The 11,568-nt window shown below is 71.4% G+C and carries 11 protein-coding genes; 10 read left to right on the top strand and 1 reads right to left on the bottom strand.

Annotated features, from left to right (window positions below; genetic code table 11):
* Nucleotides 1-317: 317 nt before the first annotated feature.
* From BR70_RS0104755 to BR70_RS0104720, 8 genes are all read left to right on the top strand, one after another.
* Nucleotides 318-833 carry a GNAT family N-acetyltransferase gene (locus BR70_RS0104755; RefSeq protein WP_027465134.1) on the top strand — a complete coding sequence of 172 codons (516 nt, stop codon included), beginning with the start codon at nucleotides 318-320 and terminating at the stop codon, nucleotides 831-833.
* Entirely contained in the window at nucleotides 830-1,501 is a 672-nt protein-coding gene (locus BR70_RS0104750; RefSeq protein WP_051596646.1) for an HAD-IA family hydrolase, read from the top strand. Before BR70_RS0104755 ends, BR70_RS0104750 begins: the two co-directional genes overlap by 4 nt.
* 29 nt (nucleotides 1,502-1,530) lie before the next feature.
* On the top strand, nucleotides 1,531-3,279 hold the full coding sequence (locus BR70_RS0104745) for an AMP-binding protein (RefSeq protein ID WP_051596645.1): 1,749 nt from the start codon (nucleotides 1,531-1,533) through the stop codon (nucleotides 3,277-3,279).
* Between the two features lie 27 nt (nucleotides 3,280-3,306).
* Nucleotides 3,307-4,167: a hypothetical protein gene (locus BR70_RS0104740; protein ID WP_027465131.1), complete on the top strand. Its 861-nt coding sequence runs from the start codon at nucleotides 3,307-3,309 to the stop codon at nucleotides 4,165-4,167.
* 49 nt (nucleotides 4,168-4,216) lie between these two features.
* Nucleotides 4,217-4,702, top strand: a complete 486-nt coding sequence (locus BR70_RS19570; protein ID WP_027465130.1) for a luciferase domain-containing protein — start codon at nucleotides 4,217-4,219, stop codon at nucleotides 4,700-4,702.
* A 169-nt stretch (nucleotides 4,703-4,871) separates the two neighbouring features.
* On the top strand, nucleotides 4,872-5,804 hold the full coding sequence (locus tag BR70_RS0104730; protein WP_027465129.1) for an ABC transporter ATP-binding protein: 933 nt from the start codon (nucleotides 4,872-4,874) through the stop codon (nucleotides 5,802-5,804).
* Nucleotides 5,801-6,664: an ABC transporter permease gene (locus tag BR70_RS0104725; RefSeq protein WP_027465128.1), complete on the top strand. Its 864-nt coding sequence runs from the start codon at nucleotides 5,801-5,803 to the stop codon at nucleotides 6,662-6,664. The genes BR70_RS0104730 and BR70_RS0104725 overlap by 4 nt, the downstream gene beginning before the upstream one ends.
* A 93-nt stretch (nucleotides 6,665-6,757) precedes the next feature.
* A complete protein-coding gene (locus BR70_RS0104720; RefSeq protein ID WP_027465127.1) occupies nucleotides 6,758-7,246 on the top strand; it encodes a hypothetical protein in 489 nt (162 codons plus the stop codon).
* Nucleotides 7,247-7,258: 12 nt separating this feature from the next.
* Here BR70_RS0104720 and BR70_RS0104715 read toward each other — a convergent pair whose 3' ends face one another.
* Nucleotides 7,259-7,864 (bottom strand): dihydrofolate reductase family protein, encoded by a 606-nt coding sequence (locus BR70_RS0104715; protein ID WP_027465126.1) that lies wholly within the window; start codon nucleotides 7,862-7,864, stop codon nucleotides 7,259-7,261.
* A gap of 104 nt (nucleotides 7,865-7,968) precedes the next feature.
* Between BR70_RS0104715 and BR70_RS0104710 the strand changes: the two genes are divergently transcribed.
* Together BR70_RS0104710 and BR70_RS22745 are read left to right on the top strand one after the other, a co-directional pair.
* Complete coding sequence (locus BR70_RS0104710; RefSeq protein WP_051596644.1) at nucleotides 7,969-9,888, top strand: family 43 glycosylhydrolase; 1,920 nt, start codon at nucleotides 7,969-7,971, stop codon at nucleotides 9,886-9,888.
* 250 nt (nucleotides 9,889-10,138) lie between these two features.
* Nucleotides 10,139-11,551, top strand: coding sequence for a protein kinase domain-containing protein (locus BR70_RS22745; RefSeq protein WP_081827251.1), 1,413 nt, complete (start codon nucleotides 10,139-10,141; stop codon nucleotides 11,549-11,551).
* Nucleotides 11,552-11,568: the final 17 nt, after the last annotated feature.

The raw sequence follows: 11,568 nt of genomic DNA, 5'->3' as shown, positions 1-11,568 counted from the left end.
GACACCGTGTGCACGTTCGGGGTCGCGGCCTGGGCGGAGGAGATCCCGAACGCGGCACCGCCGAGGACGAGGGCGCCGGTCGTGGCGAGGGTGATGGAGGTCTTGAGGCTCTTACGCATCGTGATCAGTCCTTTGCTGTTGTCGCGCTCGGCGCGGTTGCTGTGTGCGCGCCGAACACACCCTTGGTGGGGTGGAGAACCAGCGATGTGCGGCTGGTGAGCGCTCCGGGTGTTTCCCGGTCGTTGCAGGTGATTCGGCGTCGTCCGCCAGACGGATTGGAACGAGTTCTCCGGGCCTGTCGCCCCTAGGCTCGGGTCATGCGGGGAACAACGATCCGATCGACCACGGAGGACGACTGGGAGTCCGTCCGGGCACTGCGGCTCGAGATGCTCCGGGACACCCCGAAGGCGTACGGGGAGCGGCTCGCCGACGCTGAGCGGCTGCAGGAGCGTGACTGGCGTCGACGCGGCCGCCGTGAGCACGACGTCGGCGGGACCACCCTCGCCGCGATCGACGCAGACGGCCGGTGGCTCGGGACGATGGGGGTGTTCGTGCCCGGCCCCCGGGTCGGGCCGCTCCTGGTCGGCGTCTACGTCGTACCGTCGCACCGGGGTCGCACCGCCGGTGTCGCCGATGCGCTGCTCGACGAGATCGAGGTGTGGGCGGGGGCACACGGGTCGGCCCTGCGGCTGCACGTGCACCAGGGGAACACCCGTGCGCAGGCCTTCTACGCCCGACGTGGCTACGAGCCGACGGGTGCGACCGAGGCGTACGTCCTCGAACCGAGCGAACTCGAGGTCGAGATGATCCGGCAGCTGCGGGGATCGCTGTGAGCGGCGGGACGGCCGGGGCCGCCGGGCCCGCCGTGCGGTGGCTGCTGCTCGATGTGGGCGGGGTCCTCGAACTCGTCGACGACGCCGCCTGGCCCGGACGCTTCCGGGCGCGGTGGGCCGAGCGTCTCGGGATGACGACGGACGACTTCTCCGCTCGCCTCGTCGCGGCCGACCTGCCCGACGCCTCCCGTCGGACCGGCGTCGTCGACCGGTACTGGGGCGCGATCGGTACGGCGCTCGGGCTGGGGGCCGACCAGCTCGCCGTCATGCGGGCCGACTTCTGGGATGCGTACTGCGGAACCCTGAACCAGCCGTTGTACGACTTCCTCGCCGGACTCCGCGGCACGATCGGCCTCGCGATCCTGTCGAACTCGGGCGATGGTGCTCGAGAGGAAGAGGAGCGGCGCTTCCGGTTCTCGTCGGTGTTCGACCCGATCTGCTACTCCCACGAGATCGGTGTGAACAAGCCCGATGCCGACGCGTTCCGGATCACCCTCGAGCGCCTCGGGGCGGACCCGGACGAGGTGTTCTTCGTGGACGACGTGCCCGAGAACATCGAGGCCGCACGTGCGCTCGGTATCGGGGCGCACCTGCACGTCGACACCGACGAGACGATCCGGGTGCTCGGTGCGGTCGTGCGGGGGAACGGCCGGGCGACCGGGCGCTGACGGCGGTCTTCGTGAGCATGCCGAGACGGATGCGGCATGATCGGTCCGTGCCTGATGTGAACCCGACCGCCGCGTACCGTGCCGCCCGCGACCAACTCCTCGCCGCGGACTCTCCCGAAGCGGCACGCGCCGGGTTCCGCTGGCCGGACGTCGGCGACAGGTTCAACTGGGCGACCGACTGGTTCGACGTCATCGCGACCGACAACAGCCGCACCGCGCTCTGGATCGTCGAGGAGGACGGTCGTGAGCAGCGGCTCAGCTACGCCGAGATGGCAGCACGGTCCGATCGGCTCGCCGCACGCCTGCACGGCTTCGGCGTGCAGCAGGGCGACCACGTCCTCGTCATGCTCGGCAACCAGCTCGAGCTCTGGGAGACGATGCTCGCCGTGATCAAGCTCGGTGCGGTCATCCTGCCGACCTCGACGATGCTCGACACCGCCGACCTGCAGGACCGTGTCGACCGGGGCTCGGTGGCGCACGTCATCACGAACCGCGGCGAGACGCACAAGTACGACGACGTCCGCGGGTCCTTCACGCGCATCGTCATCGGTGGTCCCGCTGACGGGTGGACGGAGTACCCGAGCGACCTGGGCGAGCCCGCTCCCACTGATGAGGTCCGCCCCCACGTCGTCACCCGCACGACCGACCCGTGCCTGGTCTACTTCACGTCCGGCACGACGTCGAAGCCGAAGATGGTCGTGCACACCCAGACGTCGTACCCGGTCGGACACCTCAGCACGATGTACTGGCTCGGCCTCCGGCCCGGTGACGTGCACCTCACGATCAGCTCGCCCGGGTGGGGCAAGCACGCCTGGAGCTGCTTCTTCGCGCCGTGGATCGCCGAGGCCACCGTGTTCATCCACAACACCGCGCGCTTCGACCCCGCTGCACTCCTCGCGCAGCTCGAGCGGGCCGAGGTCAACACGTTCTGCGCGCCGCCGACCGCGTGGCGGATGATGCTGCAGTCCGACCTCGGCGTGAAGCCGCGGGCGCTCCGCGAGCTCATCTCGGCCGGCGAGCCGCTCAACCCCGAGGTCATCGGCCGGGTCGAAGCGGCGTGGGGCCTCACCATCCGCGACGGCTACGGGCAGACCGAGACGACGGCGATCATCGGCAACGCCCCGGGTGCCGCCGTGACGCCCGGCGCGATGGGCAAGCCGCTGCCCGGTGTGACCGTGACGCTGCTCGACCCCGTCACCGGCGAACCGGGCGACGAGGGCGAGGTCTGCCTCGACCTCACCGAGCGGCCCGTCAACCTGATGGCCGAGTACCTCGGCGATCCCGACCGCACGGCCTCGTCGATGCGCGACGGCTTCTTCCACACCGGCGACATCGCCGTCCGCGACGCCGACGGTGAGCTGACCTTCATTGGTCGCACCGACGACGTGTTCAAGTCCTCGGACTACAAGGTGTCGCCGTTCGAGGTGGAGAGCGCCCTGCTGGAGCACCCGGCCGTGGCCGAGAGCGCGGTCGTCCCGGCCCCTGACGACGCCCGTCTCAACGTCGTCAAGGCGTACGTCACGTTGGCCACCGGATGGGAGGCGTCGGCCGACACCGCCAGGCAGGTCCTGGAGTACGCACGCACGGCTCTCCCCGCCTACGCGCGCGTCCGCCGCGTCGAGTTCGCGGAGCTCCCGAAGACCATCTCGGGCAAGATCCGCCGCGTGGAGCTCCGGGAGCGCGAGGAACAGTCGGTGAGCAACGGCGCGCGCGCCGAGGGGGAGTGGCGCGACGACGAGTTCCCCGGCCTCCGAGCACCCCGCCCGCAGGCGAGCTGACCCGCACGGGCAGCCAGGGCTCGACACGTGGAACTGATCAAGGACGTCTCGCGGGGCGACTGGTTGCTGGCCCGGGCCGGCGCGTTCGCCACGTTCGGCGGCGTCGCGGGCACCGGCTTCGAGGCGTACGTCCGGATCCTGCACCCGCTCCGAGCGGATCGCGAAGACCGGACGACCGTGGACGAGTACGACGAGCACCCGGTCCTCGAGTCGTCCGAGTGGCGCTGGGGCGACGTCGCCGAGCGCACCCGTCGGACGATCGACCCCCTCGTGTCGTGGCAGACGGTCAGCGGTCGGGACGACGAGTCGGACCTGCCCTTCGAGGACGGCTGGGTCGTCCATCCACCCGAAGAGGGCTGGTACGAGCCGAGGCAACTCGCCGCCCTCACTGAACTCCTCGCCGAGGCGACGTCGACGCCGGACGACCTGATCGGGGCGATCTGGGACGGATGGGGGGACCTGAACGGGACGTCGACATTGGGCTTCGGGTGGCAGGGGAGCGGCGAGCCGACGGCGGCCGAGCGCGTCGAGATGCAGGCGCACATCGACCGGAGGCAGGCGCAGCACCTGCGGGAGCAGGCAGCGCTCCGGGAGTCGCTCGCGGGGCCGCGCTTCCCGTGGCCGGCCCGCGAGTGCTTCCTGCTCTCCATGTCCCTGCCGCAGCTCAGCGACCCGTCCTGGACGGACGACGCCCGCGTCGGCACGTACGTCGGCTTCGGGCACACCCCGCAGATGCTCTGGCCCAAGGGGCACGAGTGGGTGCTCGCCACCGAGATCGACTGGGACTCGACGATCGTCGCCGGGTCGCGGTCGCTCGTCGACGCGATCCTCGCCGACGTCCGGTTCGAGGCGTACGAGATCGACGCGGACGCTTCCCCGTCCTCGTGAGGGCCCGAACAGGAGCGATGCAGCCCGGCCGACACGGTATCGTCGAGCAATGATCAGGTCCATCCGCCGCGGCGAACGGCCCGCCGTGTCCGACGCCGGTCCCCAGCGTCAGCTCACCGACCGCGCGACCCCGGAACTGTGGGGAGCGCTCGTCGGGAGTGCCGTCGCGCTGCCCGGCGTCGAAGAGGGGCACAGCCAGGTGTCGCCCGCGTCGTCACGCGCGTTGTTCCTGCGCGATCAGCGCGACCACGTCGTCCCGTGGACGTCACTGGCACCGGACGGACGACTCGAGCCCGTGCACCTGCACGGCGTCGAGGACACCTCGGTCCACCTCTGCCTCCCGGTCGCACGGGGAGCCGAACTGACCGAGCTCGGCTGGGCGATCCCGCACCAGTACGAGGACCACGGAACCGAGTTCATGGTCTACGGCCCGCGCGACGTCGAGGAACTCGCGGTCGTGCTGTCGATCATCGAGGAGAGCCTCGCGTTCGCTCGTGACCCTGGCGACGAACGCCCGGCGCACCACCCCGCCTGATCACTTCGCGTCCAGCGACACCTCACGGCCGGCCGCGCGCGTGAACTGTCGCCCAGCGCGAAAACCCGCGCGACCCCGGCCCGCCCGCGCCCGCGTCACCCTGTGGGAGCACACATCTCCCCCCAACGGCGGACGCGGCGACGCCGAGCGCTCCCGTAGCGTCGAGGCCGTGATCGAAGTCAGCCATCTCACCAAACAGTACGGTCCGAAGACCGCCGTGGACGACGTCTCCTTCGTCGTGCGTCCCGGCAGTGTGACCGGCTTCCTCGGGCCCAACGGCGCCGGGAAGTCCACCACGATGCGCATGATCATGGGGCTCGACCGGCCCACATCGGGCAGCGCCACCGTGAACGGCCAGCCCTACACGAGCTTCCGCGACCCGCTCCGGCAGGTCGGCGCCCTGCTCGAGGCGAAGGCCGTGCACTCGGGGCGCAGCGCCTACAACCACCTGCTCTCCCTCGCGGCGACCCACGGCATCCCGAAGTCCCGCGTGCACGAGGTCATCGACATGACCGGCCTCGACTCCGTCGCGAAGAAGCGCGTCGGCGGGTTCTCGCTCGGCATGGGGCAGCGCCTGGGAATCGCTGCCGCACTGCTCGGTGACCCGAAGACCCTGATCCTCGACGAGCCCGTCAACGGCCTCGACCCCGACGGCGTGCTCTGGGTGCGTCAGCTCGCCCGCCGCATGGCCGCCGACGGCCGCACGGTGTTCCTCTCCAGCCACCTGATGAGCGAGATGGCACAGACCGCCGACCGCGTGGTCGTGCTCGGCCGGGGCAAGGTCCTCGCCGACGCCCCGATCGCCGAGTTCGTCGCCGGTGGTGGCGCCGCTGCCGGCACCGATGCCGCCGTCAGCCGCGTCATCGTCCGCACGCCTGACCCGAACGGCCTGTTCACCGCCATCGGCCCGAACGCCGCGGTCACCCAGCGCGAGGACGGATCGTTCCTCGTCGTCGGGCCCGACGCCCCGACGGTCGGCAACATCGCCGCGCAGGCCGGCGTCCCCCTGCACGAACTCACCCCGACCGGCGCGAGCTTGGAAGAGGCCTACATGGCCCTCACCCGCGACGACGTCGAGTACCGATCGGAGGGCACCCGATGAGCGCCACCACCTCGCCCACCACGCCGTCGACCCGGATGAGCGGCTCGACCCGTCTGTCGTTCCCGCACCTGGTGCGGAGCGAGTGGATCAAGCTGCGCAGCATCCGGTCCACGTTCTGGTGCTACGCGATCCTGGTCGTCGTCACGATCGGTATGGCCGCGCTGGTCGGTGCGAACACGAACAGCGGCGGGCAGGACCTGCCGACGGACATCGCCAACGGCACGTTCGTCAACGCCAACACCGTCGGCGTCCTGCTCTCGTCGCTCGTCGTCGGCGTGCTCGGCGTCCTCATCATCACCGGTGAGTACGGCACGGGCCAGGTCCGCTCGACCTTCACCGCCGACCCCCGTCGCACCGGCGTGATCCTGGCGAAGGCCACCGTCCTCGCCGTCACGACCTTCGTGGTCAGCGCCGTCGCCACCTGGATCGGCGTCCTCATCTCGCTCCCGCTGATGGCCGGCAACGGTGTCGAGCCGGAGATCGGCGACCCGTCGGTCTTCATGCCGATCCTCGGTTCGTCGGTCTTCCTGACCCTGCTGGCGCTCCTCGCGTACGGCATCGGTCTGCTCGTCCGCTCGAGCGCCGGTGGCATCGCGATCACGCTCGGCATCCTGTTGGTCCTGCCGGTGGTGCTGAGCCTGATGGCCGGGCTCATGAAGGTCGAGTGGCCGACGAACATCGCGGCGTTCCTGCCGGACATGGCCGGCGGGCAGCTGTACGCCTACACGTACGACGGCGCGAGCGCGGCTGACAACAGCGGAGTCGTGCTGAACGGATGGGGCGGCTTCGGCGTCCTCGCGGCCGAGGTGCTCGTCATCGGTGGCCTCGCCCTGACACTCGCGCGCCGTCGCGACGTCTGACGCGACCACCCACGGCCGGGAGGCGCGGTGCCAGCCGGCACCGCGCCTCCTGTCGTTCCGCGGTGCGGGTCACCGCGTCACTAGGCTCACAGCGTGCGTTCCGTCCCCGCCCTGCTCCTGCCCGCGATCGCGGGTGTGCTCCTGCTGGCCGGCTGTGCCGGGCCGCCGCCCGTCGACGAGGCCGCGCTGCACGCCTGGGAGAAGCGCCAGATGGCCACCGACTCGGACCGGGATCTCGGTGCGATGTACGCCCCGGAATCCCCCGGGCAGAGCGCGACGGGGAACGACGACGAGATCGACCGTGGCATCACGATCACGTTCGCGCACCCGGAAACGGTCGACCACCTCGAGTTCTCGTGCTTCGGTGACGGGCACATGAGCGGTTCCGTCACGGTCGTCTCCGGGAGCACGTCGCGGAACGACATCACCGAGGCGCTGCCCTGCGGCGACGGCGAGCAACGCATCGACCTGCGGCGAACCTGGCGTGCCGACGTCGACAGCATCTCCTTCAACGGGTTCGACAGCGACCGCGACAGCGCCTGGAACGTCCGCGTGATCGGCGCGGAGCCCGTCGAGGACTGACCGAGCGAGCGCTCAGGACCGCCGGACGTCGTACCGGTGCAGGGTGACGCCGTTGTCGTAGCGCTGCTGCTCGAGCAGGTCGAGCTGCACGAGCGGGCGGTGCCCCGAGAGCGGCGGATCGAACAACGGGCGGCCGGCGCCGAGCACCGACGGGTGCGTGAAGAGCATGACCTCGTCGAGCAGCCCGGCATCGAGCAGCTGACTCGCGATGCTCGGTCCGCCCACGCCGATGTCCCCTTCGCCGGAGGCACGGATCGAAGCCAGCTCGGTGATCGCGTCGCCGTCGCCACCGATGACCCGGGTGTCGTGGTCGGCGGTGGTCCGTGTGCGGGACACCAGGATCTTCGGCTGCGCGGTCCAGATCTCGCCGTACTCGCGCAGGTACTGCGGCATCGACTCGTCGTGCCGGGCGTCGGGCCAGAACGGGTCCATCATGTCGCGCACCACCCGGCCCTCGACGGACAGGGTCATCGCCGCGGCGCGGGCGTTGAACTCGCGGTGCAGCGGTTCGTCGATCCGGATCCAGTCGGGTCCGTCCAGGCCGTCGTGCTCGCCTGGGGCCCGTTCGACGAACCCGTCGACGGAGACGTTGATCCAGTAGACGAACCTCGCGGGCATGGCATGACTCCTTCGTCGAGCCGAGCGTACGCTCGCGCACGTCGCCCGTCGACACCCGCAGTCCCTCCAGCAGCACCTCCCTCAACGACGAGAGCAGGTCAGGCATGCGCCGATCGTCCACCGCACTCCTCGCCGTCGTGACGTTCCTCGGCGTCGCGACCACGGGCCTCCAGGCTGCACCAGCGGATGCGTCCGCGGTGCCGGGCGGAACCATCCGGGCGACCACCACCACGACCGCGGCGTCGAGCGCCGCCAGCCGGCACGGCCGCACGGCACCCAACCACCAGAACCCGGTCGCGCTCAGCCTGCCCGACGGGCAGACGGCCGCGAGCTGCGCGGACCCGACCGTGATCCACGGAGCCGGACGCGACCGCAACTGGTACCTCTACTGCACCACCGACGCGCTCACCGCGACGGAGCAGAACCCCGACGGGTCCCTCGTGCAGCACGCCGTGCCCACGTACCGGTCGACCGACCTGACCCACTGGACGTACGTGAACGACGCCTTCCCGACGAAGCCCGCCTGGGTGGGCGACGCGAACGGGATCTGGGCGCCGGACGTCGTGTACCGCGCCGGGGACCGTGGCCGGGCCGGCACCTGGTACCTGTACTACGCGGCGTCGGACACCCCGTCGGCGACGGGCCCGAGCGGCGGCGGCTCCGCGGTCGGGGTGGCGACGAGCTCGAGCCCGACGGGTCCGTGGAAGGACTCCGGCGGACCGGTCGTGGCACCGCAGACCGCACCGAACGGCGACGGCGCGCGGTGGGCCTTCGACCCCGAGGTCATCACCGACGGCGGCACGACCTACCTGTACTTCGGCAGCTACTTCGGCGGCGTGAACGTCCGGCGGCTCAGCGCGGACGGCCTGCGATCCGACCCGTCGACCGAGCGGCAGATCGCGATCGACAACCGCTACGAGGGCGCGTACCTGATGCGGCACGGCGGCTGGTGGTACTTCATGGGCTCCGCCACGAACTGCTGCAACGGCGCCCTGACCGGCTACGGCGTCTTCGTCGCCCGGTCACGGAGCCCGCTCGGGCCGTTCACGGACCGCGACGGTGTGGCGATCACGAGCACCCGGGTCGGCGGGACGCCCCTGCTCGCGCAGAACGGCAACCGCTGGGTGGGGACGGGGCACAACACCGTGGTCACCGACTTCGCCGGCCAGGACTGGATCATCTACCACGCGGCGGACCGCACCGACCCGTACTACGCGGGGCAGCCGACCTACACGAAGCGGCCGGCGCTGATCGACCCGCTCGACTGGCAGGGCGGCTGGCCGGTCGTCCGCGGTGGTGCGGGGCCGTCCGACACGGTGCAGCCGGGGCCGGTCGCGCAGCCCGGGCAACGGCCGACGTACCGGGCGTCCACCGCCCCGGTCGACGTGCCGGGGCGGACGATCCGCGGGCTGTCGACCTCGTTCGACGGTGCCGCGCTGCCCGCCGCGCTCACGTGGACGCGTGCGCCCGACCCGTCCACCTGGACCGTCGCCGACGGCACGTTCCGCTGGCAGACGCAGGACGCCGACATCCACCCGCCGGCGACGCCGCTCGCATCGGTGTTGTCCGAACCGGCGCCCCGTGGTGACTACGTGCTCCAGACCACGGTCGGGGTGGACACCCCGGCCACCGGCGACGGCCTGAACTACGTGCAGGGCGGCCTGATCGTCTGGGGTGACGACGGCAACTACGTCCGGCTCACGTCGAACTCGATCTTCAACACCCGCCAGACCGAGTTCGGCAAGCAGGTGTCCGGGCAACCGGCCGGGGCGCCGAGCTACGGGAACATGGTCGTCGGTCCGGTCGGGGACACCACCACGCTCCGGATCGTCCACCGCGAGGTCCGGGGTGAGGACCGGTACACGGCCTACACCAGCCTGGACGGGCGGCACTTCGTCCGGGGCGGGACCTGGACGGCGGACCTCGGCAGTGCACCCCGAGTCGGGCTCATCTCGCTCGGAGGCTCCGGCTTCACCAGCACCTTCCAGGACCTCCGCGTGAGCACGGTCGCGACGCGTCGCTGACGGGGTGGGTGCGCAAAACACCGGTGTTCGCAGGCTGAACCGCGGTCTGCGCGTGTTCGACCCGCGAACACCGGTGTCTTGCAAGCCGCACGGCCGCGCCGCCGCACGGCCGCGCCGCCGCACGGCGCCGCCGCCGCACGGCCGCGCCGCCGCACGGCGCGCGATCAGCCGCGAAACGTCGCCCGTCAACGAGATACCCGTCGGGATGCGAAGATGCATCGTTGGTGCCGGAGCCGAGAACGAGGGTTGGATGATCCCGACGGAAGAACACGACGCGAGCGCGCCGCTGCTCGACGGTCGGTACCGCGTGGAGCAAGCGATCGGCCAGGGCGGCATGTCCGTCGTCTACCGGGGTGTGGACGAGAGCCTGCACCGCCCGGTCGCGATCAAGCTCTTCCACGCGGGCATCGTCGACATCGCCCGGCAGGAGGCCGAACTCGGCGTGCTGGCGTCCCTCGAGCACCACAACCTCGTCAGCCTGCTCGACGCCGGTGTCGTCACCGGGCAGGACGGCACGCAGCAGCGCTACATCGTGATGTCGCTCGTCGTCGGGCAGGACCTCGAGGAGCGCCTGGCCGTCGGCCCGCTCGCCTCGCGGCACATCGCCGAGATCGGCTACGACATGGCCGAGGCCCTTGACTACATCCACGCCCACGGCGTCGTGCACCGCGACATCAAGCCGTCGAACATCCTGCTCGTCGACTACGGCAACGGCTCCGACCGGGCCCGCGCGCGCCTGACCGACTTCGGCATCGCGCTCGCCGCCGGCGTCGAACGCCTGACCGCCGACGGCGTGACCACCGGCACCGCCGCGTACCTCAGCCCCGAGCAGGCGCGCGGCGGCGAGGTCGGCCCGCCGAGCGACGTCTACTCGCTCGGCCTCGTGCTGCTGCAGTGCTTCACCCGCCGTCGCGAGTTCCCGGGCTCGCTCGTCGAGTCCGCCGTCGCCCGGCTGTCCCGCGACCCCGTGGTCCCCGAGCCCCTGCCCGAGCACTGGAAGCACCTGCTCCGTGCCATGACCGCGCAGGACCCCGCGGCCCGCCCGCTCGGCGCCGAGCTGGTCACGATGCTCCGCGACGTCGTGATCGCCGAGACCGCCACGAGCGACCACGTGGTCGAGCCGACCGACGAGACGGCTCCGGTACCGATGCGCCCCGAGACGGACCGCCCGGCGACCCTCGACACCCTGCCTGACGAGTCGCTGCAGCGCACCACGGCGATGGCGGCCCGGCTCTTCGACGCACCGATCGCCCTGGTCGAGGTCCTCGACGAGGACCGCGAGTGGTCCCAGTCGTACATCGCCGAGGGCGTCGACGAGGCGGCCCGCAGCATCAGCTTCCGCAACGGCTTCGCCCCGGTCCCCGTCCCCGTCGTGATCCCGGACGGCTCCGCGCACCCCGAGATGCGGAACAGCCCCCTGGTCACCGGCCCGCTCGGCATCCGCTTCTACGTCAGCGTCCCGCTCGTGAAGCACGACGGCGCACCGATCGGGACCCTCGCCGTGCTCGACACCCGCCCGCGGCAGGCCACCGAGGACGACCTCGCGAACCTCCGCGACCTGGCGGCGCTCGCCGTCTCGCAGCTCGAGATCCGCCAGGAGTCCCTGCGCACGACCAGCGACTCGCTGCCGGTCCCACGGGTGGTCGGCGACCACACCGCCTGACGGGAGGCCCGGTGCCG

This window comes from Curtobacterium sp. UNCCL17 (assembly GCF_000686685.1).
Lineage (GTDB): Bacteria > Actinomycetota > Actinomycetes > Actinomycetales > Microbacteriaceae > Curtobacterium > Curtobacterium flaccumfaciens.
Note: the sequence above shows the minus strand (reverse complement) of the source record. Positions and strands in the feature narration are given on the sequence as shown.

Coding starts and splice junctions, on each gene's coding strand:
- BR70_RS0104715 (WP_027465126.1), bottom strand. CDS start 7,864: ATGCCCGCGAGGTTCGTCTACTGGATCAACGTCTCCGTCGACGGGTTC.
- BR70_RS19570 (WP_027465130.1), top strand. CDS start 4,217: ATGATCAGGTCCATCCGCCGCGGCGAACGGCCCGCCGTGTCCGACGCC.
- BR70_RS22745 (WP_081827251.1), top strand. CDS start 10,139: ATGATCCCGACGGAAGAACACGACGCGAGCGCGCCGCTGCTCGACGGT.
- BR70_RS0104710 (WP_051596644.1), top strand. CDS start 7,969: ATGCGCCGATCGTCCACCGCACTCCTCGCCGTCGTGACGTTCCTCGGC.
- BR70_RS0104745 (WP_051596645.1), top strand. CDS start 1,531: ATGCGGCATGATCGGTCCGTGCCTGATGTGAACCCGACCGCCGCGTAC.
- BR70_RS0104755 (WP_027465134.1), top strand. CDS start 318: ATGCGGGGAACAACGATCCGATCGACCACGGAGGACGACTGGGAGTCC.
- BR70_RS0104725 (WP_027465128.1), top strand. CDS start 5,801: ATGAGCGCCACCACCTCGCCCACCACGCCGTCGACCCGGATGAGCGGC.